The organism is Leucobacter chromiireducens subsp. chromiireducens, assembly GCF_016758255.1.
GTDB lineage: Bacteria > Actinomycetota > Actinomycetes > Actinomycetales > Microbacteriaceae > Leucobacter > Leucobacter chromiireducens.
Genome location: NZ_QYAD01000003.1, coordinates 1 through 21270 on the forward strand (window position 1 = coordinate 1; position 21270 = coordinate 21270).

At 68.1% G+C, this 21270-nt stretch carries 18 protein-coding genes; 6 read left to right on the forward strand and 12 right to left on the reverse strand.

The features are described 5' to 3' along the window. Positions 1–454: 454 nt before the first annotated feature. The 3 genes from D3226_RS08840 to D3226_RS08850 all read right to left on the reverse strand — a co-directional run bounded on the left by D3226_RS08840 (position 455) and on the right by D3226_RS08850 (position 4776). Positions 455–1447, reverse strand: coding sequence for a C-terminal binding protein (locus tag D3226_RS08840; protein ID WP_202382190.1), 993 nt, complete (start codon positions 1445–1447; stop codon positions 455–457). Continuing rightward, positions 1444–3147: a thiamine pyrophosphate-binding protein gene (locus D3226_RS08845; RefSeq protein WP_202382191.1), complete on the reverse strand. Its 1704-nt coding sequence runs from the start codon at positions 3145–3147 to the stop codon at positions 1444–1446. The genes D3226_RS08840 and D3226_RS08845 overlap by 4 nt, the downstream gene beginning before the upstream one ends. Before the next feature lie 123 nt (positions 3148–3270). Further along, positions 3271–4776: a sodium:solute symporter family transporter gene (locus tag D3226_RS08850; RefSeq protein WP_202382192.1), complete on the reverse strand. Its 1506-nt coding sequence runs from the start codon at positions 4774–4776 to the stop codon at positions 3271–3273. 204 nt (positions 4777–4980) lie between these two features. Between D3226_RS08850 and D3226_RS08855 the strand changes: the two genes are divergently transcribed. Then, positions 4981–6684, forward strand: coding sequence for a PucR family transcriptional regulator (locus tag D3226_RS08855; RefSeq protein ID WP_202382193.1), 1704 nt, complete (start codon positions 4981–4983; stop codon positions 6682–6684). Positions 6685–6689: 5 nt separating this feature from the next. Here D3226_RS08855 and D3226_RS08860 read toward each other — a convergent pair whose 3' ends face one another. Further along, a complete protein-coding gene (locus D3226_RS08860) occupies positions 6690–7319 on the reverse strand; it encodes a cyclase family protein (RefSeq protein ID WP_337248949.1) in 630 nt (209 codons plus the stop codon). 48 nt (positions 7320–7367) lie between these two features. Between D3226_RS08860 and D3226_RS08865 the strand changes: the two genes are divergently transcribed. Beyond that, entirely contained in the window at positions 7368–8348 is a 981-nt protein-coding gene (locus D3226_RS08865; protein WP_202382194.1) for a hypothetical protein, read from the forward strand. An 81-nt stretch (positions 8349–8429) separates the two neighbouring features. Here the strand turns inward: D3226_RS08865 and speB are convergent, their stop codons facing one another. After that, positions 8430–9377, reverse strand: a complete 948-nt coding sequence (speB, locus tag D3226_RS08870) for an agmatinase (protein WP_202382195.1) — start codon at positions 9375–9377, stop codon at positions 8430–8432. A 136-nt stretch (positions 9378–9513) separates the two neighbouring features. On the opposite strand from speB, the gene D3226_RS08875 reads away from it, so the two are divergent. Then, entirely contained in the window at positions 9514–10095 is a 582-nt protein-coding gene (locus D3226_RS08875) for a helix-turn-helix domain-containing protein (RefSeq protein WP_202382196.1), read from the forward strand. A 6-nt stretch (positions 10096–10101) separates the two neighbouring features. Here D3226_RS08875 and D3226_RS08880 read toward each other — a convergent pair whose 3' ends face one another. Genes D3226_RS08880 through D3226_RS08890 form a run of 3 tightly spaced genes read right to left on the reverse strand, consistent with a single transcriptional unit; the run spans position 10102 to position 12878 of the window. Continuing rightward, positions 10102–11217 carry an alcohol dehydrogenase catalytic domain-containing protein gene (locus tag D3226_RS08880; RefSeq protein WP_202382197.1) on the reverse strand — a complete coding sequence of 372 codons (1116 nt, stop codon included), beginning with the start codon at positions 11215–11217 and terminating at the stop codon, positions 10102–10104. Between the two features lie 3 nt (positions 11218–11220). Then, entirely contained in the window at positions 11221–12699 is a 1479-nt protein-coding gene (locus D3226_RS08885) for a cytosine permease (protein WP_202382198.1), read from the reverse strand. Next, entirely contained in the window at positions 12696–12878 is a 183-nt protein-coding gene (locus D3226_RS08890) for a hypothetical protein (RefSeq protein WP_202382199.1), read from the reverse strand. The genes D3226_RS08885 and D3226_RS08890 overlap by 4 nt, the downstream gene beginning before the upstream one ends. A 215-nt stretch (positions 12879–13093) precedes the next feature. Here D3226_RS08890 and D3226_RS08895 point away from each other — a divergent pair, with 215 nt between their 5' ends. Continuing rightward, entirely contained in the window at positions 13094–14038 is a 945-nt protein-coding gene (locus D3226_RS08895; RefSeq protein ID WP_202382200.1) for an AsnC family transcriptional regulator, read from the forward strand. On the opposite strand, the gene D3226_RS08900 is transcribed toward D3226_RS08895, so the two are convergent. The 3 genes from D3226_RS08900 to tyrS form a co-directional block, all read right to left on the reverse strand. Continuing rightward, positions 13998–14801: a nitrilase-related carbon-nitrogen hydrolase gene (locus tag D3226_RS08900; protein ID WP_202382201.1), complete on the reverse strand. Its 804-nt coding sequence runs from the start codon at positions 14799–14801 to the stop codon at positions 13998–14000. The genes D3226_RS08895 and D3226_RS08900 overlap by 41 nt on opposite strands. A gap of 109 nt (positions 14802–14910) precedes the next feature. Continuing rightward, complete coding sequence (locus tag D3226_RS08905; protein WP_202382202.1) at positions 14911–16104, reverse strand: dipeptidase; 1194 nt, start codon at positions 16102–16104, stop codon at positions 14911–14913. A 171-nt stretch (positions 16105–16275) separates the two neighbouring features. Continuing rightward, positions 16276–17583: a tyrosine--tRNA ligase gene (tyrS, locus tag D3226_RS08910; RefSeq protein ID WP_202382583.1), complete on the reverse strand. Its 1308-nt coding sequence runs from the start codon at positions 17581–17583 to the stop codon at positions 16276–16278. A 112-nt stretch (positions 17584–17695) separates the two neighbouring features. On the opposite strand from tyrS, the gene D3226_RS08915 reads away from it, so the two are divergent. Further along, complete coding sequence (locus D3226_RS08915) at positions 17696–18397, forward strand: ABC transporter ATP-binding protein (RefSeq protein WP_202382203.1); 702 nt, start codon at positions 17696–17698, stop codon at positions 18395–18397. Further along, complete coding sequence (locus D3226_RS08920) at positions 18394–19740, forward strand: FtsX-like permease family protein (RefSeq protein WP_202382204.1); 1347 nt, start codon at positions 18394–18396, stop codon at positions 19738–19740. Before D3226_RS08915 ends, D3226_RS08920 begins: the two co-directional genes overlap by 4 nt. Before the next feature lie 78 nt (positions 19741–19818). Here D3226_RS08920 and argH read toward each other — a convergent pair whose 3' ends face one another. Further along, positions 19819–21264, reverse strand: a complete 1446-nt coding sequence (argH, locus tag D3226_RS08925; protein WP_202382205.1) for an argininosuccinate lyase — start codon at positions 21262–21264, stop codon at positions 19819–19821. Between the last annotated feature and the right edge of the window lie 6 nt (positions 21265–21270).

Here is a 21270-nt window from a genome sequence, read left to right on the forward strand (position 1 = left end):
GTGCACACTATTGAGTTCTCAAAGACCAGACACCACCCGTAGAATCCCCCGAAGGAACCCTTCCGAACAGCAACTGTGCCCCAGGCAAACACCCAACCGGGCATTCGCTGCGCATTCATATAGACCGGACCGCTTCGCTTCTGCTTAGCTGCCCGGCTGCGTTGCGCTGACAAAGGAATAGATTACGCAGAATCTCCCCCTCCCGCAAACCACCTCTCGTTCTCGGGCGTGTCTCCGCATGAATCCGCGGATCTTGTCATTTCATGCCCGCTCCCCCGCCTCTCCCACCTCCTGTCGAAGAGCGATGAAACCGACCCGAAACCCCTCGTTTGCTTCCCGTTTCCGCATTTCCCGGGCGCGGCGTGGACACGACATCGCGCTTCGACCGAGAAGCACGGAACGGGCCGGGGCTTCACACGTGTGAAGCCCCGGCCCGTTCCGTTGGTCACTGAGGTCACTCCGGGAGCACCGGGGCGCGTTCCGCACCCCGGACGACCGCTCGCTCGAGTCGGCCAGCACGCAGCCACTCGAGAACGTTGCGCGCGGGATCAAGCGTGTAGTGCTCGAGCGATCCCGCGGAGAGGAAGGCAACGTGCGGGGTAACCAGCACACGCGGGTCAGTTCGGTACGGATCGTCTTGAACGGGCGGCTCTCCAAGCAGCACGTCGAGACCAGCGCCACGGAGCGCACCGGAATCGAGCGCGTCCCGGAGGGCCATAGGGTCGACGAGCTCACCACGCGACACATTGATCAGCGTCGCCCCCGACCGCATCGAGGAGATGGCGGCGGCGTCAATCGTGCCCGCGGTCTCGGGCGTCAGCGGAAGATGCAGGGAGAGAACGTCGGACTCCGCGATCAGCGTCTCCCGGTCGACCAGTTCAACCCCGTGGGCTGCCGTGGTAACGAAGGGGTCGTGCGCGATAACGCGACCAAACACCGGCGACGCGATCTGCGCAAGCCGCTGTGCAATCCGGCCGAAGCCAAAGAGCCCGAGGGTCAGGGTGCTGAGTCGGCGCGGCACCGCGGTGACCTCCTCGGTCCAACCGCCCGCCGCGGTGACCGCGAGGCTGCCGCGGAGCTCGCGCTCACTCGCGAGCGCGAGGGTGAGCGCGTGGGCGGCAACCTCTTCGGTCGCGGCATCCGTGAGGTTGACGATCCAAATCCCGCGTGCCTCGGCGGCCGCGCGATCGATCATGTCGAAGCCCGCGCTCATCGTTGCGATGCATGCGACGTTCGGAAGGCGCTCGAGCAGCGCCTCATCGATGCGCGCGTAACCGACAACGAGCGCAACGGCGGCTTCCGCGCCGGCGGGCAGCTCTTGCGCTTCCCCCACACGGGACGGAAGCGATGCGAGCACGGTGTCGCAACCCGCGGCCTCAAGGAGCGCGCGGCCGGGCGCGGGATCAAGATCAGTCTGGTCAGTAAAGAGGACAAGCGGCCGGGTCATGCTACGTCTCCGTTCAGACGGTCGAGGTGGGTCGGCGCGAAGAGTTCGAGCAGCGCGGAGAGTACGATGACGCGAGGCTTGCCAGCCTCGAGCGCGCGGGCGACCACCGCGGGTGCGTCCTCGAGCGTGGTCTCCTCCGCCGCGATCCCGAACGACTCGGCGAGCGCAACATAGTTCGGCCGAGCGAGCTCGGTCGCGGTTGCCGCACCGAATGCGCCCTCCATGTACTCGCGAAGCACGCCGTAGCCCCCATCGTCGACGATGAGCCAGACAACAGGCAGGTCGTGCTGCGCCGCGACTGCGAGCTCAGCGATGCCGTAGAGCGCGCCACCGTCACCGGAGACCGCGAGCACCGCGCCGGTCTCGCCCTGCACGCGGCGACCGAACGCCGCACCGAGCGCTGCGGGGAAGCCGTAGCCCAGGCCACCGGCACCCTGCGCTGAGGCGAACTCCACGCCGCGCGCATCCCAAGCGGACCACGCCCAGTAGGCGAGGATCGTCATGTCCCAGTACACGCGGGTATCCGCAGGAACCGCCTCACGGAGGCCACGCACGAGTGCGAGCTCCGCCTCGCGGCCCTGTCCCTCCACGCGATCGCGCACGGTGGTGAGCAGCTGTGAGATCTGCGCGGCGGCGTCAGCGCGGCGTGCTTCCGTCGAGCTGCGCCCGAGCCCCGCGAGCGCGGTGTCGAGCCCGGCAAGCGCGAGCTTCGCATCGGCGTGAATACCGATCCCGATGTGATTCGAGCCGATCTTGCCGAGGTCTGCTTCGATCTGGATCACCTGGCCGTGCGGGCGGAAGGTGTGGTAGTTGCTCGAGAGCTCGCCCACGCCGCTGCCCACAATGAGCAGCACATCGGCGTCTTCAAGAAACTCGGTCGTGGCGATGTCTTCAATCCAGCCCTGCGCGGAGAGCGGGTGCGTCCACGGCAGCGCCGTCTTGCCGCTGAACGTGGTCACGACGGGGGCATCGAGTCGCTCGGCGAGCGCCGCGAGCTCGGCCTGCGCGCCCGCGCGCACCACGCCGCCGCCCGCGAAGATCACCGGCCGCACGGCACCCGCGAGTGCGGCCGCTGCGAAGTCGATCGTCTCAGCGATGGGAGCGAGCGGGGCCGGGGTGCCAGCGAGCGTGGCGCCCTCGAGTGCGGGCACGAGCGCATCGGCCGGGGCGAGCAGGATGTCCTGCGGCACCTCGACGAGCACGGGGCCCTGCGGCACGGCGGCAGCGATGCGCCACGCCTCGGCCATCGCGGTGGGGATCTGGGCCATCGTGCGCACGGTCACCACGTGCTTCACCACGCCGCGGAACGAGTCCGACTGCTGCGGCAGTTCGTGCAGGTAACCGTGGCGACCGCCCCCGAGCCCCGCGACGGGGATCTGCGCGCTGAGCGCGAGCACGGGGATCGAGGAGGCGGCAGCCTCCTGCAGCGCGGCGAGCGAGGTGAGCGCACCGGGGCCGGTCGAGAGCAGCAGGGGTGCCACCTCTCCGGTGACGCGAGCGAGGCCATCGGCCATGAAGCCCGCGTTGTTCTCGACGCGTGCGGACAGGTACGCAAGATCCGAGCGCCGCAGCGCGTCGAAGAGCCCGAGCGCGTGCTGGCCGGGCAGACCGACAACGCCGCGAGCGCCGAGCGCGACGAGCGTCTCAAGAACGACGTCGCCGCCGATCCGCTGTCCGGTATCTGTTGAGTGCGTGGTCATGATTCCTCCTGGAAAAGAAGTGGGACGTGACTGGCACTCGGTTCGGATGTGGATCCGGCACCGCGGGCGTGCCCTCCGCGGTGCCGGATTGCGCAGCCGAAGCTGCGCAGGCTGTCAGGCGTTCTAGCGCTGCACCTCGTCGTACACGACGTCGTTGACGGCGGTGCGGTCGTCGAGGCTGAGGCGGTGCGTCCACTCATCGATGATGGGTGCGGGCGTCGGCTTCGTGAGCAGGCTGACCACCACGTAGGTGACGAGGCTCGCGAGGAGGCTGAAGTAGATCGGCTCGTTCGCGAGGATGCCCCAGATCGACATCGACACGATCACTACCGCGGCGCCGACGAGCATGCTCGCAAGGGCTCCGGCGCGGGTGCCGCGCTTCCAGAACAGACCGCCGACGATCGCGACGAGCAGGCCGCCCACCAGGATGTCGTAGGCAATCGTGAGCGCGGCGACCACGTCAGTGACCAGTGTCGAAATAAACATGGTGATGCCGGCGAGCACAAAGATCGTCACGCGGTAGCCGGTGAGGCTCTCGCCGCCCACGTGGCCGTCATGCACCTCGACCTGCTGCGACTTCATTCCGAAGAGACGGCGGATCGCGGGGAACAGGTCGGTCGTGAAGACCGTCGCGGAGGCGATAAGCGCGCCGCTCGCGGTGGACATCATTGCGGAGAGTGCCGCGGCGAGCACGATGCCGCGCACACCCGGCGGCAGCATCTCCTGCGCCATGAACGCGAATGCGTCGTTGCGGTTGTCCATCTCGGGGAAGAGGACGCGCGCGGCCATACCGATGAGCGCACCAGCGAATGCGTAGAGGAGGCAGTACACACCGGAGGTGATGCCGCCCCACTTTGCGACGCGCGGGGTGCGTGCGGTGACCACGCGCTGCCAGATGTCCTGACCGATGAGCAGACCGAGCGTGTAAACGATGATGTACGTCACGATCGTCATGCCGCCGATCGACCACGGCGAGAAGAAGGAGTCGCCGAGGCGCTCGCGGATGCCGTCCCAGCCGCCGGCTTCCTCGGAGGCGGAGATGAGCGCGATGGGGAGCAGCAGCAGGAACATGCCGATCGTCTTGATGACGAACTGCACGACGTCGGTCATGGTGATCGACCACATGCCGCCCATGATCGAGTACACGGCGACGATGCTGCCGCCGATGATGACGCCCCACAGGTTCGAGATGCCGAAGAGCACGTGGAAGATCGTGGCGTAGGCGAGCGTCGAGGTAACCGTGAGCATCAGCGTGTAGAGGAACATCACGATGCCCGAGATGAGGCCGTTCGAGCCGCCGTAGCGGAGGTCGAGCATCTCGGTGACGGTGGTGACTTTGAGCTTCACGATGCGCTTCGCCAGGAAGGCGCTGAGCAGCAGGATCCCCAGCCCGATCGCGGTAACCAGCCAGGCGCCGGAGATGCCATACTCCCAGCCGAGTCCGATGCCGCCGACGGTGGATGCACCGCCGAGCACGATGGCAGACATCGCACCGGAGTACATGAAGCCGCCGAGGCGACGGCCGGCGACGAGGTAGTCGCTCTTCGACTTCGAGCGGCGCATGCCCCAGTAGCCGACACCGAGGATGCCGATGAGATACGCCGCGATGACGATGTAGTCCAGGACCACAGTGTCCTCCTAGTGGGGTGGATGGGATCTGCGCCGACGCCCACGTTCATCGACGCTGAGTGTGTGTTACCTCACGGAAAGGTACTCGCCTTCAGCGAGCATGTATTGCGAAGAATGTCCCACTTCGTTCACTGAATGGGATAATTCATCCTGGAGATTGGGATCACGCCCGATCTCACCCGCCCCAACCGCAAGGAGCACCCCATGCAGCCGGTCACTCAGGCCCGGGATCGCGCGACCGTGCCGCTCGCGACGCTGCTCGACGAGCCCGCGTTCGGGGCGGCGCTCCTCTCCCCCGCACCCGCCGACCTCGCGACGGATCCCGAACTCGAGGCGCGCGTCCGCAGCACACCGGTGGCCTCGTCGATCGTCATCGAGCTCGACGACCCCGGCGCGTACATGTTGCCCGGCGACCTCCTCCTCGTAACGGGGCTCGCGATCACGGGGGATCCGGAACGGGACGCCGCGTACGCCGCGCGCCTGCACGCGGCGGGGGTGTCCGCGCTCGTTTTCGGCCTCGAGCCCGTGCACGCAGAGGTGCCACAAGGGCTCGTTGCCGCGTGCCAGGCCCTCGACTTTCCGCTCGTCGCCCTGCCGCCGCACGTCTATTTTGCGGCGGTGACAAGCGTGCTGAACCGCGCACTCGAGACCGAGCGCACGCGCGCCCTCGAGTCGATGAACACGCTCGCACGTCGGCTGACCGAGGCCTCACTGCAGCACCGCCCCGCGCAGCGACTCGTGGAGGAACTCGCCCAGCAGGGCACGGGGTGGGCCGTGCTGCAGATCGAGGACGAGGTGTATCGGAGCGGCGAACTGCCGGTCGGCCTCCCTCTTGAAGCGACAATCGCCGAGTTGCGCGAGCGACTTGCCGCCCAACCCCGCGCGCGCGGCTCACAGCCGACGGTGTTCACCACGGTCACAGCTGGCGGGTGGGGGCCCGCGGCGGGCTCCGGTGCGCGCATGCGAGCGGGCGCCGACTCGGGCACTGAGTACGAGGTGGCCGCACACGAGGCCGGGCCCCGGCGGGCGCGATCCCGGGGGCCCGGCGCCGGCGCCATCCTGCTGCTGGGGCGCGCGCCCAGGCTCACTCGCACCGATCTCACGGCGCTGCAGCTCGCAGCAAACCTCGTTGGCCTCGTGCTGCAATTGCCCGCTGCGCAGTCGATGGCGGTCGATCAACTCCTCATGCATCTCATGACCGATTCGCCCGGCATCACGATCCCGGGAGCGGAGCGGGATCGCTTCGCGCGGCTGCTCACCAACTCGTTCGGCGGCAATGCGCGGCGAGCGCACGCGGTGATCGCCGTGCGGGATCCGGGTCGCGCGCTCGCCCACGATCCCGTGCCCGGCGATGGCACGGTTGCCTCCGACGCAGCCTGGCTGCGGCGGCTCCTCCACACGCCGTTCGTCGAGCACCGGGCGCGACGCCTGCGCGCGTTCGTCGGGGCGCCTCCCTCCCCCGGCGAACTGGATCGCGCGCGCGAGCTCGGCTGGCTGCTCGCGGTGAGCGCCGCGCACGACTTTGGTGATCTGCCTGCCGCGATGCGGGAAGCGGAGGAGCACGCGCGGGCCGCACTGCACCTGCGTCAGCACATCGACGGCGCTGCCGCCCCCGCGGCCGGCGTCTGGCCGCTCGGCGCGGCGGCCGATCCGGCGGTTGCGCGCGCCGCCGCCGCACAGTGGCTGGCGCCCATCCTGGGGCCGGAGCACGAGGAGCCGCGCCGCGTACTCGTCGCATGGCTGCACCATCACGGAGCGTGGGATCGCACGGCGCGCGAGCTCGAGCTGCACCGCAACACTGTGCGGCGGCTCGTCGCGGAAGCGCAGGCGCTTCTCGGGCGCGACCTGGAGGATCCGCTCGAGCGGGCGCGGGTGCTGCTCGCGCTCACGGCCCTCGACGCGGGCTGAGCTCGCTAGGGAAAGCGGGCGACCGCGCGCACCGGGGAGCCGTCGATGCCGAGCAGCCGGAGCGGCAGCACCGAGAGCTCGACAACATCGGGCACGTGGGCCAAGCCCGCGAGATTCTCAATGATCGCGCCGCCTCGCCCCAGCCACAGCTCGTGCACCGGCATACCGGCATCGCCGCCGGTGGGGTCCGGGCTCAGCGTGTCGACGCCGAGCACGCGAGCACCCCGATCCCACAGCGCTGCGGCCAGATCGCGCGACAGAGCAGGGTGCGCGAGCGCGGTCTCGGTGCCGAAGTGCTCGTCCCACCCGGTAGCGATGCAGACGATAAGGGGCAGAGCGCTGGGCAGGTCTAGATCCGCCGGGCCGACCAAGCGCTCCGGGCCGGGCGCCGCGACGCGCAGCACGCGAGCTTCGCCCCAGAGCCACTCGAGCGGGATCGCGTCGACCGGCCCGCCGTCGGCGCGCACGTGTGCGGGCGCATCGATGTGTGTGCCCGCGTGCGAACCGAGATCGAGTCGGGAAACAGCCACGCCGTCCGCGTCGACCGTGAGCGCGGGCGCAATCGTCACTTCGGGATCGCCCGGGTACACGGGCATGCCCGCGGCGATCGGCTGGCTGAGGTCGACGGTGTGCACACCGCCACGCTACCGCCCGTTCGGTGGCGCGCACCAGCAGCAGAGAGCATGAGCCAACTCCGTCGTTCCGCTGGACTGATCTGGGTCGATGACAGCCACCCGCTCCACGATTCCGGCGTGACCGCCTGGCGGCCAGCACGCGATGAGCTCACTCTGCTCGCCAGCGATCCCGCCCTCGCGCACTTCGCCGCCCACCGCTTGTACGGGGTAGCCGAGGATGGTGGCGTGCTCGCGCTCGGCACGGATACCGTGTTCCGCGGCGCGAACCGCACGGACCTCACCATTGGGCGCCGTGACGGCACGGTCCTGCTGCACACCCGCGACTTCTTGGTCTACGGCGTGGTGTTCGCGCACGATGCACGGGTGATCCTGCTCGAGTCGTTCAAGAACAAACCGCGCCGGTTCGTGTTCAACGACGCGACCGGCCACTACGAGGATGCGGGCGTGCTCGCGCGCGACTTCCGACAGCACGCGGGCGGGCTTGATCCGCGCAGCGAGCGATTCGTGGCCGCGGCGCAGAGCCGCACGGCCGGCCGGGTCGTGGTCACCGATCTCGCAACAGGCGAGGTCGCGGAGCGCAAACTGAAGCTCGGACTGGTGCACTCGGTGACCTTCGTGGCGGGCGGAGACGGACTGATCGTACGCTCGGGCGACGCTGTGGTGACCCGCTACTCCCGCGATTGGGAAGTGGAGTGGCACGTCGACGGCGCGAGCTGGCACGGCGCACCCCCGCGTGATCAGCCCGAGCTCGGCACCTTGAAGCTCGGGGCCGACGTATTCGAGACGGGTGACGGTTCCCTCCTCTGCGTTGCGGCGGCCAGCACCATGGCCAGCGCGTGGGGAACCGAGTACCTGCTTGACCCGGCGAGTGGCGAAGTGTTGCACCACATCGACGCCTCGCAGGGGCGCGGGCGGGTGGTGGGCCCCGTCGCCGAGCGCGAGCTGCTGCTCTTCACCGGGCACACGCTCAGCCTCCCCGACGGTACCGTCAGCGGGCTCCCCGCCGCGCCGTTCCGCGACGCGCACTAAATGCGACGAGGGCCCTGGCCCCGACATCCGTCGGGGCCAGGGCCCTCGTCGCAGCAAGACCGCTGCTGCCGGTCGCGGTGACTAGTCGCGTGCCGCCATCGCGCTGACGAGCTCGTACACCACGTGGCTCGCGGCGATCGCGGTGATCTGTGCGTGGTCGTAGGCCGGAGCGACCTCGACGACGTCTGCGCCCACGATGTGCAGGTCGGCGAGACCACGGATCAGGCGGAGCATCTCGCGGCTCGTGAGACCGCCGGCCTCGGGCGTGCCGGTGCCGGGGGCGTGCGAGGGATCCAGCACGTCGATGTCGATCGAAATGTAGAGCGGCTTATCGCCCACGCGCTTGCGGATCTTCTCGAGTGCAGCGGGGATGCCGTGCTCCTCGATGAACTCGCTCGTGACGATCTGGAAGCCGAGCATCGCGTCGTCCTCAAGATCCTGCTTGCCGTAGAGCGGGCCACGGGTACCACCGTGCATCGACGCGGTCATGTCGATGAGGCCCTCTTCCGACGCGCGGCGGAACGGGGTGCCGTGCGTGGTCGGGGCACCAAAGTAGGTGTCCCACGTATCGAGGTGCGCGTCGAAGTGCAGCACGGCGACCGGGCCGTGCTTCTTGTTGATGGCGCGCAGCAGCGGGAGCGCGATCGTGTGGTCGCCACCAACGGTGACAATCTTGTCGACCTTCTCGCCGAGATCGGTGGCGGCGGCCTCGACCTGCGCGACGGCCTCATCGAGGTTGAACGGGTTCGCCACGATGTCGCCGGCGTCAACAACCTGCTTGACAGAGAAGGGCGACACATCCTGCGCCGGGTTGTACGGACGCAGCAGACGCGAAGCCTCACGCACGTGCGCGGGGCCGAAGCGCGCGCCCGGGCGGAAGCTCACGCCCGTGTCGAAGGGCACTCCCACGACGGCGATGTCTGCCGAGGGCACATCTTCGATGCGCGGCAGCTTGGCAAATGTGGCAATTCCGGCGTAGCGCGGGGTCAGGCTGGCGTCGACCGGCCCCTGCGGGGTGTGATCAGTCACTGATGCACGTCCTTTCAGATTTGCTCCCGCAAAGTTTCGCGAGAGTAAACAAGTGAGTTCTAGCGGTGAACTTGCCTTCACTATAGGCTGGATCCCGCGGTCCGGTCAATGCGGGCCACAGGAAAGAGGCGAGAGCGTGCGAGCGATTCACCTGAGCGCCGGCGACGACCCGGTGCAGATCGGCGCGAAGCTCCGTTCCTCGCGGGTTGCGCAGGGCCTCACGCTCGAGCAGCTCGCGCAGGCCTCCGGCCTCACGAAGGGCTTCATCAGCCGCGTCGAGCGCGACGACACCATGCCCAGCGTGCCCACGCTCGTGCAGATCTGCCACGCGCTCTCCCTGCCCGTGGGCGCGCTGTTCGAGGAGCCCGACGTGCAGCACCTCGCACTCGAGGACGCGCCGCGCATCAACATGGGCGGGATCGGCGCTGACGAGCGCCTCGTCACCCCGCGCGCCGAGGAGCGAGTGCAGTTGCTCCGCTCCAGCGTCGAGCCACACGGCACCGGTGGCGACGAGCTCTACACTGTGAGCTGCGCGGTCGAATCCCTGCACATCATCTCGGGTTCGGTTGAGGTGCGCTTCTCCGACCGTGTCGCCGAGCTCTCACCCGGCGACACGCTCACCTTCCCCGGCCTCACCCCGCACACCTGGAGCGCGGGCGCAGCGGGCGCCGAGATGGTCTGGGTGCTCGTGCCCGCCGCATGGAGTGGTTCGAGCTAGCCGCGATCAGGCTTCGAACGTGATCACCGTGCGCGTGCGTTCGCCCCGCCGCATCGCGTCGAATGCCTCGTTGACGTCATCGAGCGTGCCACGCGCACTGATGAGTTCGTCGAGGGCGAGCTCGCCCGCAAGGTACGCGGCTGCGACGCGCGGAAAATCACGTGCGGGAACGAGCCCGCCGTAGTTTGAGCCAATGAGGGTCTTCCCGTCGTAGGCCAGTTGCAGCCCATCGATGCGAAGTTCTTGCCCCTCCGGCGGGAGGCCGACGAAGACGGCGCGACCGCCCGGACGGATGAGCCCCGGGAGCTGCTCCATGGTGGCAACGCGACCGATGGCCTCAAACGCAACATCAGCCCCACCATCGGTGAGCGCAACGACGGTCTCCGCCAGCTCAGCGCCTCCGAGCACACCGTGGCTGGCACCCGCGGCCTTGGCCTCGGCGAGCTTCTCCTCCGTGACATCGACCGCGATGATCGGGGAGGCACCTGCGAGGCGCAGCGCGGCGATGATCGACATTCCGACACCGCCTGCACCGATCACCACCGCCGACTCCCCCGCGACGACGCGCGCGTTGTTCACCACGGCCCCGTAGCCCGTGCCCACGGAGCACCCGATGAGGCTGGCCACGTCGAAGGGCACCCGCTCGTCCACTTTGATGGCGGCGAAATCCGGCACGACAATGCGCTCGCTCAACGCCCCCACCGCGAGGTAGGGCCACGCCTCCGCACCGTCAGCCGCGTGCCAGCGGGTCGTCCCGTCCGGCAGCTGCGAATCATTCGATCGCACACGCATGCACGCCCACGGCTTTCCGCCCGTGCACTCCGCACAGCGCTGGCACGCCTGGTGCCAGGCAATGATCACGTGATCCCCGACTGCGAGTTCGCGCACGCCGGTACCAATTGCCTCGACCACACCGGCGGCTTCGTGCCCCATGACAGCGGGCAGCGGCACCTGCCACTCCCCGTCGATCACGTGTCGATCGGAGCCGCACACCCCCGCAGCGCGCACCCGCACGCGCACCTCGCCATGGGCGGGCGGGTCCAACAGCAGTGATTCGACGGCCAGGCGGTCCCCGTTGTCACCACGATAGACGGCTGCGCGCACCTCAATCGGATTGGTCATGTTTTATTTCCTTCCAGCTGCCGCGAACAGGTCCGCGCCGCCGTACGCGCCGCGGCCGCGACGCACGTACAGCAGGGTGTTGAGAATCAGATAGCTGACCATCGCGATGCCCACCGCGGGCAACGTCGCGGTGGCAAACCGGAAGACGTCTTGCGTTTCGAGCGTGATGGGGTTGTACACCCAGAGGTAGAACGCTGACGCGATCGCAACGGACAGAAGCGCTGCGATGTTCACGCCCCCGGTGAAGCGGAGCGGATCATCGGCACCGCTCGCGTACAGCGCGCGGAGCGGAACGACCTGGCGCCGCAGGATGAAGTAGTCGGCGATAATCACACCGCACAGCGCGGCGATGAAGGCGCCACTCACCACCACAAAGGTCATGAACTGCTCGTACATGAAGCCCGGGAAGAAGCTCAGCACCGCGGGCAGTACGAGGAACGCACCGGCGAGCACCGGCCACCTGAGACGCGAGAGCGCGCGACCACTCGATTGCTTGAGCGCAAGCACCGTGGAGTAGGCGATCGAAGCCATACTCGTGACGTTTGCAAAGCCGACAAAGAGGAGGGTAAGCACTCCGAGGATCGGGCCGCCGAGCGGCACCATCCACGCGGTGGGGTCGGCCTGCCCGAAGAGGAGGCCGGCGGCCATGCCGACAATCTGTGCCACCACGGTGCCCACCAGGATGCCACCGTACGCGGGCCACAGCGCAGCGCGCGGGCCGCGGGTGAGCCGGGCGAGGGTCCCCATAACGGGCCACCACGACAGCCCTGCGCCCAGGTTGAACTCGACCGCCATCATGAAGTTCAACTGCTCATCAGCGAACGGAGCGATCGGTTCGGCTGCGAGGAGTTCGCCCCAGCTGTAGTTCGACATGAGCAGGATCATCATGAGTGCGACGATGACGAGCAAGCCGGGGGCCACGAAGCGGTTCAGCTTACTAATGGTGACGGGCCCGCGGGAAAGAATGATCCAGCCGACGAAGATCGCAACCAGAGCGAACACCGTGACCAGTGGCCCAAACTGATCGAACTCTGTTCCGAACGCCTGGTTGGAGATCTCGCTGAAGGCGCGCCCAAACATCACGCCGAGGAGCGAGGTCCACCCCATCTCGGTGAGAAGCACCACGACGAACACCACGATGCCCACGCCAACGATGCCGAAGACAGACTTGAGCGCCCGGTACTGCTCGACGCCGAGCCGTTGGCTGAGCATCACACTGCCGAGGGCCATGATTGCCAGGCCAATACTGTTGCCGATGAGCATCGCGGCGATCCCGTCGGTGAAACCAACGAGCAGCACGGTCGATCCGCCTGTCAAGAAGGCCCACGTTGCGATCGCGAGGCTGAGCGTCACCCAGCTGAAATCGCCGCCGCTCCAGGTGCGTTCGGCTTTCAAGAGCGGGAGCGAACCGTAGGTCGCTTCCTTCGCCACCTCGGCGTCCACGGCGCCGCCGCGCGCCTGGCCATTCACCGCGGCGCTCACAGCGCAACCCCGATGAGGGCGAGCACCACAATGCCCGCAGCGACGGCGAGAAACAACGCAAGGCTCTTCCCGCTCAGCGCCGCGTGCACCGAGTCTGAGGATTCCTCAGTCTCGATGGCGACGAGTCGCCGTTCCAGTTCTTGTTCAAGCTCACGGTCGAGCTGCGATGCTGACGACATGTGGGTCTGACCTCCTTGTAAGTCCCCTGATCACGGCCATGTAACGGGTCATCAGCCTAAGCAGCACTGCACAGAGAAGCAAACGCCTGAAGAGGCTAGACACGTGTATTCTGCGTGAACGTCATCTGAGAAGCCGAAAGTAGATCGATTACGATGGAAATGAGACACTCAGATGCAAATTTGCACACCATATTCTGAGTGGTTTTGGAGTACACGTGGATCTCACGACCGCACATGAAGAGCTGCGCGCCAAAGTGCTGCGCGAACTGCGCGACGACGGCAGGGCGAGCTATGCCCGCATTGCCGAACTGCATGGCACAACGCGCCGAGCCGTCACGCACATCGTGCAGCAGGCGATCGAACGTGGCCTACTTCGCATCACAGTGTCGCTCAGCCCCGACCTCCTGGGCCATGAACGCTTCGGATATCTCCAGATCGCCGTCGATGGTCCCATCGCGCCCATCCGGGAAGCGCTCGTCGCCATGCCGGAAACCACGTTTGTGGCGGAGATCAGCGGCGGCTACGCCATTGACGCCGAGATTCGAGTGGGTGCCGACCCGCACCTCCGCGACACGGTCGATCGGGTCCGGGCGCTCCCCCATGTGCGCGAGATCCGGTTGCACCACTACGAAAGCATTGAGATCAACTTGTACTCCCCGATCCGCACCGGCGGTGTCGGGATCAAGATCGACGAGACCGACCGCGCGATCATTCAGCACTTGCAGCGTGACGGGCGAGCCACGTTCAGGGAACTCGGCGAGACGGCAGCGATCTCACCGAGCGGTGCACGGCTGCGCCTCACCCGCCTGACCGAACGGGGCGCGGTCAAAGTTGTCGGCATCCCCGTGCGTGGTGAGCGCGCGGAGGCCCCCACCCTCGGCGTCGGGATCCAGTCGAGCGCGCCCGTCGCGCAGGCGCTCGCCAGGGTGCGCGAGCTCGACCCCGAGTTCCTCGCGGTGTCGGTTGGTGGCTACGACCTGATCGCCACACTCTCCGGGGAGAGCAACGACGAGGTTTTGGCGCTCGTCGATCGGCTCCGCTCATACCCCGAGATTGCCCGCATCGAGTCGTGGGCGAACCTCCGGATCGTCAAGGAGCAGTACGGCGAGGGGGATACCCTCAGCGCCAGTCCGCGTACAGCGTGGGGCGACGGTCGCTGAGGTAGTTTGCCTCGCCCGCCGCGACCGGCCGGACGTCCGGCAGATCCGCGAACAGCAGCTCCGCTTCGCGTCCCGCCGACGCAAGCACACGCCCTTCGCGGCCGGCCACCGTGCTGAGCCCGGTGAAGCCCGCAGCGGGATCGTCGCCCTGGTCTGCGCGCGCCGGGTGATCCGCGTACGCGACCACGAGCGCATTCTCAGCGGCGCGTGCACGGATGAGCACCTCGGATACATACTGCGAGAGGCCGTCGATCGCGGTCGGCACGAGCAGCAGGTCGACGCCTCGCGCCGCGAGATCCCGCGTGGGCTCCGGGAACTCGATGTCGTAGCAAATCTGGAAGCCGACGCGTCGCCCATTCCACTCGGCGACTCCCGGGCGCTCCGCCGCAGGGGTGAAGGCGAGCGGCTCAAGATCCGCCCACAGGTGCAGCTTCTCGTAGCGCAGCACCTCGGCGCCCGCCGCGTCCCACAGGCCGGCCGCGATCGCAAACGTGCCATCGGGACGCGCGTGCGGAAAGCTCGCCGCCACCGCGATCCCGCTCTCGCGTGCGATCTGCGACAGCGCATCGGGGATGCCGGCCACCCGCTCGACGCTCAGCCACTCGGCCAGCTCGCGCGGCGCGTAGCCGCTCACAAACAGCTCGGGGGTGAGAATCAGCTCGGCGCCCTTCGCGCGAGCGGCGTCAGCACCCGAGCGGAGTGTCTCCAGGTTGGCCGCGGTGTCGAGCGGCACGGCCTCAGCCTGCAGTAGTGCGATCCTCATCGGGGGCTCCTTCGTCCGTGTGAGCACGCGCGCGTGCGAGCCGCACCCATCCGGCGGCCAGCCCCGAGCCTAGCGGGAGTTCCCGATCACGTGATCAGATTGGGATCGCTCACACCGCAGGCAGCGTCTCCCCGAGCACGCGCAGCGTGTTGCCGCCCATGATCGCCCCGATCTCCTCGGGCGTGCGCCCGCGGTCGAGCAGTTCCTGCGTGATAATCGCGATGTCGCTCGTGTCCCACGCCACCTCGGTGGAGCCGTCGTAGTCGCTGCCGAGGGCCGCAGTCTCGATCCCGCCCACCGTGATCACGTGCTCGATCGCATCGACGACCGCTTGTGGCGTTAATTCGCACACCGCCGCATCCCAGTACCCGATGCCCACGACTCCGCCGGTCGCTGCGATCCCGCGGATCTCCTCGTCGGTCAGGTTCCGGTTCACATCGCACGTCGCCTGCACGCCGCCGTGGCTCGACACGACGGGCTTCGTCGCGAGCTCCAGGATCTCCCCGACCGTCTGGTGGCTGGCGTGCGCGAGATCCACCGCGATCCCGAGCTCCTCCATGCGCGCGATCGTCTCGCGCCCGAGCGGGGTGAGCCCGCCCTGCTCGACGCCATGCATCGAGCCCGCGAGATCGTTGTCGAAAAAGTGTGTGAGGCCGGCCATGCGCAAGCCGTCATCGAACAGCACATCGAGGTTGCCGAGATCGCCCTCGAGGTTCTGCAGTCCCTCCGCGGAGAACATCGCACCCACCACGGGGTCACCGTCCGCTCGATCGGCGAGCAGCTGCGCGAGGTCGGCCTGGGTTTCGATCGTGCGCAGCGCTCCCCCGGAGGCCTCGGCGTCGGCCCGCAGCTTCGCGGCGTGGAAGCGGGAGCGCTCGAGCAGCGAGAACCAGGTCTTGGGTGGCTGCAGCTGCGCGAAGGTGAGTAGCGTGATGTTGTCGGTTTCGTCGGTGTTCGAATCGTAGTTCTGCCCCTTCGGCGATTTCGATACCGAGGAAAACACTTGCAATGCCACGTTCCCGTCCTGCAGCCGCGGCAGGTCGACGTGTCCGCGGTCGGCCCGATCGTTCAGGGAGCGATCCCACATCAGCGTGTCCGAGTGCATGTCCGCGATCGCAAGCTCAGAGTGCAGGGCGCGCGCCTCCGCCGACACCTCGGGGATCGGATCGCCCGTCACCTCGTTCATGCTGCGCTCCACGATTCCGGGGGCGAACATGAAGAAGCCGATCGCGGCGAGAACGAGCAGTGCGGAGAGGCCGATGATGCTGCGGCGCAGCCAGCGACGTCCATGTCGTGTGGTCATGAGCCGAAGCTACCAGCCCGTGGGCGCGGGAAAGGACCGCGGATCGGGATCCTGGTGAGTCACCACAATCTTTGGCGCTACCGGGGAGTCTGCGCGCAGGGGAAACGACGAAGCGCCCGTCCGCCAAGGTGACGAACGGGCGCTTCGTACGGCCGTGGAGCGGGGTCTGCGTTACGCGACCGTCACACCCGCGAGGGTCTTCTTGCCGCGACGGAGCACCGCGAAGCGATCGTGCAGCAGGTCGCTCGCTGAAAGCGCCGCATCCTCCGCCTCGACGGCAACGTTGTTGACGTAGACGCCGCCCTGCGCGATCGCACGCCGGGCCTCGCCCAGGCTCTTCACGAGCTCGGCGTCGACCATCAGCTGCGCGATCGTCGTGCCGGCTGCGCCGGTGGCCTGCGGCAGCGCCTCGATCGCGCCAGCGAGCGTCACCGCGTCGAGCACCGTGAGGTCGCCGCGGCCGAACAGCGCCTCGGACGCGTCGATGGCGCCCTGCGTTGCCTCACTGCCGTGCACGAGCGTGGTCACCTCAAGTGCGAGTCTCTTCTGCGCGGCGCGCTTGAACGGCTCCTCCGCGACCTGACGAGCGTAGTCGTCGATCTCCGCACGCGACAAGAACGTGAACACCTTGAGGCGATCCACCACATCGGCGTCCGCCTGGTTCAGCCAGAACTGGTAGAAGGTGTACGGCGAGCACATCTCGGGGTTCAGCCAGATCGCGTTGCCCTCGCTCTTGCCGAATTTCGTTCCATCGGAGTTCGTGATGAGCGGCGTGCCGATGGCGTGCGCGGTGCCGCCCTCGGCCTTACGAATCAGTTCTGTACCGCTCGTCAGGTTGCCCCACTGATCGCTGCCGCCGGACTGCAGCTTGCAGTTGTACTGCCGGTAGAGCTCGAGGAAGTCGAGTCCCTGCAGAATCTGGTAGCTGAACTCGGTGTAGCTGATGCCCTCATCCGAGTTCAGGCGCTTCGCAACGATGTCTTTCTTGATCATCGTGCCGACGCGGAAGTGCTTGCCGATCTCGCGCAGGAAGTCGATCGCCGAAAGCGGCGCCGTCCAGTCGAGGTTGTTCACGAAGCGCGCGGCGTTCTCACCGTCGAAGCTCAGGTAGCGCGAGATCTGCTCGCGAAGCGAGTTCACCCACGCGGCCACGGTCTCCGGCGAGTTCAGCGTGCGCTCCGAGGTGGGGCGCGGGTCGCCGATGAGGCCGGTGGAACCGCCCACGAGCCCGAGGGGCAGGTGGCCCTTCAGCTGCAGGCGGCGCATGAGCAGCAGCTGCACGAGGTGGCCGAGGTGGAGGCTCGCCGCCGTGGGGTCGAAGCCGCAGTAATACGCGAACGGCTCGCCCTCGATCAGTTCAGACAGCGCCGCAGCGTCCGTCGAAACGTGGATCAGCCCACGCCACTCCAGCTCGTCCCACAGGGTGGCGAAGCTGTCGTCGTTGCGCTGGGTTGCCAGGATCTCGGTGCGATCATTCATTTCAGACACGCCCACCATCGTACCGCGGTCTGGTGCGGACACGAGACCTGAGTGCCGCGGCCTGGCACCGCGGGCCGATCCCGCGCACGCAGCAGCGCAGAAGACTGGGATCATGTCCGAAATTCTGCTTCGCGCCTCAGCCCTCAGCCAGCACTACGGCCCCACCCGGGCGCTCGACGGGGTGTCGCTCGACCTCTACGCCGGCACCTCCACCGCCATCATGGGCGCATCGGGCTCCGGGAAGACGACGCTGCTCCACGCTCTCGCCGGCATCACAGTTCCGCAGTCCGGCGTGGTGCAGTACGGCGGAGCCACCATCTCGCAGCTCTCCGATGCCGAGCGCAGCCGCCTGCGCCGCGAGCAGTTCGGTTTCGTGTTTCAACAGGGTCTCCTGATCCCGGAACTCACCGCGGTCGAGAACGTGGCACTCGCGCTCATGCTCACCGGCGTCGCCAAGCGCGACGCGCTCCAGCCTGCAGCGCAATGGCTCGCCGCCCTCGGGCTCGCGGGCCTTGAAGAGCGTCGGATCGGCCAGCTCTCCGGCGGTCAGGCGCAGCGCGTCGCGATCGCCCGCTCGCAGATCACCGGAGCGCGCCTCACCTTTGCCGACGAGCCCACGGGCGCGCTTGACTCCACGACCTCGCGTGAGGTGATGGACGCGCTCTTGCACTCCACGGTGGGACAGGGGCGCACCCTGGTCGTCGTGACGCACGATCCGCAGGTCGCAGCCCGGTGCGCCCGCGTCATCACCATGAGCGATGGCCGCGCGATCTCCGACGCGTGGGCGCAGCCTTCCGCTGGAGGCGCACAGTGATCGCCCGCGTGCTGCCGCTCCTCTCTCGCCCGAGTCGGCAGGGCTCCTCCGCGCTCGTGCTGCCCGCCGTCGCCTTCGCGAGCGTCACCGCACTCCTCGCGATCGTGCTGGGCGGCGCGCAAACGTTCTGGGGCTACACCGACGAGCTCGCGCCGCTGTACTGGATGTGCGCCGTGACCGCACTCGTGCTGCTCGTCGTGCCGCTCATCTCGCTCGGCCACGCCGCCGCCAGGCTCTCCGCCCGGCGTCGCGACGACCGGCTCGCCGTGCTCCGCCTCCTCGGCATGCCCGGCCGCAGCACGGCGCTCCTCGCCGTCGTCGAGGCATCGGCCGTGGCATTCGTCGGTGCCGTCGCCGGGGTGCTCGTCTCCTACCTCGCATCGCCCCTCGTTGGGCTCATCTCGTTCCGCGGCGCACCGCTGGGAGCGGCAGGCGTCGCGCTGCCCCCGCTTCACGCCGTGCTCGTGGTGCTCGGCATCACCACCGTCGCGGCGCTCAGCGCGGTGGTCAGCCTCCGCCGCGTGGTGATCTCCCCACTCGGAGTTGCACTGAAGCAGCACGCGCCGAAGCTGCCCTGGGTGCAGGCGCTCTTCGCAGTGGCGGGCATTGTGCTCGCCTCCGCAATCATCAGCGCGGTGAATGGGCTCGGCGCGGCGGGCGGCTTCACCGCGATCATCGCCGGCCTCGGCATCGCCTTCGGGGTCGCGCTGCTCGCCCTCGATCTCATCGGTTCCTGGCTGATCGGCGTCTTCGGGCGCGGCAAAGCGAAGCGTGCGCAGACCCCCGCCGACCTCCTCGCGGCCCGGCAGATTCTCGAGTCGCCGCGCGGCGCCTGGCGCCAGGTCTCAGGCGTCGCGATGGCCAGCTTCGTCGCGGTGTTTGCGGGTTCGGGCGTCGCGCTCCTCTCCGCGGTCGAAGAGCCGGGCTCAGGCGCAGACGCGTTCCCGGTCGCCGACATCCGCACGGGCATCATCATCACCGTAATCGGCTCGTTCATCATGGTGGCGTGCTCCGTCGGGGTAACGCAGGCCGCACAGATCCTCGACCGGCGCGACGTCTCGCGCTCGCTCGCCATCATGGGCACTCCGCTCGAAGTGCAGGATGCGGCACGGCGGAAGGCGACGCTCCTGCCGCTGCTCCTCGCGTCGGTTGGCTCGGCAATCCTTGCCGGCACGCTGATGTTCCCGCTGCTGGGCATGGCCATCGTGGTGGCCCCGATCTCGCTCGCGGTCATCCTCAGCTCCGTGGCTGCAGGAATCCTGCTGGTGCTCGCGGCACTGCTCGCAACCCGTCCGCTGCTGCGTGCGGCAGCGGCCCCGGCGAGCTCAGCGATCCCGAGCTGATATTCCTGGCGCAGACGGCTGTGGCCCCCGACACTTCTCGTGTCGGGGGCCACAGCCGTCAGTGCGGGGCACCGCGAGTTAGGCGCTGCGGAACTCCGCGATGCGAGTCTGCAGCTTGGCGAGCTGCTCGTCGACGCGTACGCGGGCCGTGCCGCCCGCACCCACGCGCGAGTTCACGGAGCCCTCGATCGTCAGCACCTCGCGCACCGCGGGAGTGAGGTGCTCAGAGACGCTCGCGAGCGCGGCGTCGTCCGGCTCGTGCAGTTCGAGGCCGCGCTCCTCGCAATAGCGCACGAGCTCGCCCGAGATCTCGTGGGCGTCACGGAAGATCACGCCCTGCTTCACGAGCCACTCGGCAACATCGGTTGCCAGCGAGAAGCCCTGCGGGGCGAGCTCTGCCATGCGCTCCGTGTTCAGCGTCATCGTGGCGATCATGCCGGCGAAGGCGGGCAGCAGCACCTCGAGCTGAGCGATCGAATCGAACACCGGTTCCTTGTCCTCCTGCAGATCGCGGTTGTACGCGAGCGGCATGGCCTTGAGCGTGGCGAGGAGGCCCGTCAGGTTGCCGATCAGGCGGCCCGACTTGCCGCGCGCCAGCTCGGCGATGTCCGGGTTCTTCTTCTGCGGCATGATGCTCGAACCGGTGGAGTAGCCGTCGTGCAGGCGCACGAAGCCGAACTCCTTCGTGTTCCAGAGAATGATCTCTTCGCTCAGTCGGGAGAGGTCGATCCCAATCTGCGCACAGATAAACGCGAACTCGGCGACAACGTCGCGAGCTGCGGTGCCATCAATCGAGTTCTCGAGCGGATCGCCGAGGCCGAGCTCCGCCGCAACCAGACGGGGATCAAGGCCGAGCGATGAGCCGGCGAGGGCGCCACCACCATAGGGCGAGGCGCTCGCGCGCACCGACCAGTCGCGCAGGCGCTCGAGGTCGCGCACGATGGGCCACGCGTGAGCCGCGAGCTGGTGGGCGAGGAGCACGGGCTGCGCGTGCTGTAGGTGCGTGCGGCCGGGCAGAATCGCGTCCGGGTGCTTCGCCGCCTGCTCGGCGATCGCGTCGAGCAGGTCGAGCAGCATGCCACGGATCACTGCGGTGTGATCGAGTAGGTACAGGCGCACGAGCGTGGCGATCTGGTCGTTGCGGCTACGGCCCGCGCGAAGCTTGCCGCCCAGCTGCACGCCAACAATGTCAATCAGCAGGCGCTCAAGTGCCGAGTGCACGTCCTCGTCGTCTTCGCCGGGTACGGCGCGGCCGTCAGCCACGCGCGCAGCGAGTTCGTCGAGACCGGCCCGCATGTCGACGAGCTCCTGCTCCGTGAGGTAGCCGGCTGCGGCGAGCGCCGTGGCGTGCGCCTTCGAACCGCGGATGTCATACTCCGCAAGCACCCAATCGAACTGGGTGGACTTCGAGAGGGCAGCCAGCGAGGGCGACGGGCCGCTCGCGAATCGGCCGCCCCAGAGCGCCCCGGCCTCGGCGGCGCGGTTGCCGGCGTCTCCTGCTGCGGTGGTGTTCTCGGTGCTCATGTCGTC

Excerpts from the sequence above, each read along its gene's own strand:
- D3226_RS08840 (WP_202382190.1), bottom strand. The coding sequence starts at position 1,447 with ATGACCCGGCCGCTTGTCCTCTTTACTGACCAGACTGATCTTGATCCC.
- D3226_RS08845 (WP_202382191.1), bottom strand. The coding sequence starts at position 3,147 with ATGACCACGCACTCAACAGATACCGGACAGCGGATCGGCGGCGACGTC.
- D3226_RS08855 (WP_202382193.1), top strand. The coding sequence starts at position 4,981 with ATGCAGCCGGTCACTCAGGCCCGGGATCGCGCGACCGTGCCGCTCGCG.
- D3226_RS08865 (WP_202382194.1), top strand. The coding sequence starts at position 7,368 with ATGAGCCAACTCCGTCGTTCCGCTGGACTGATCTGGGTCGATGACAGC.
- D3226_RS08880 (WP_202382197.1), bottom strand. The coding sequence starts at position 11,217 with ATGACCAATCCGATTGAGGTGCGCGCAGCCGTCTATCGTGGTGACAAC.
- D3226_RS08890 (WP_202382199.1), bottom strand. The coding sequence starts at position 12,878 with ATGTCGTCAGCATCGCAGCTCGACCGTGAGCTTGAACAAGAACTGGAA.
- D3226_RS08900 (WP_202382201.1), bottom strand. The coding sequence starts at position 14,801 with ATGAGGATCGCACTACTGCAGGCTGAGGCCGTGCCGCTCGACACCGCG.
- D3226_RS08905 (WP_202382202.1), bottom strand. The coding sequence starts at position 16,104 with ATGACCACACGACATGGACGTCGCTGGCTGCGCCGCAGCATCATCGGC.
- tyrS (WP_202382583.1), bottom strand. The coding sequence starts at position 17,583 with ATGAATGATCGCACCGAGATCCTGGCAACCCAGCGCAACGACGACAGC.
- D3226_RS08915 (WP_202382203.1), top strand. The coding sequence starts at position 17,696 with ATGTCCGAAATTCTGCTTCGCGCCTCAGCCCTCAGCCAGCACTACGGC.
- argH (WP_202382205.1), bottom strand. The coding sequence starts at position 21,264 with ATGAGCACCGAGAACACCACCGCAGCAGGAGACGCCGGCAACCGCGCC.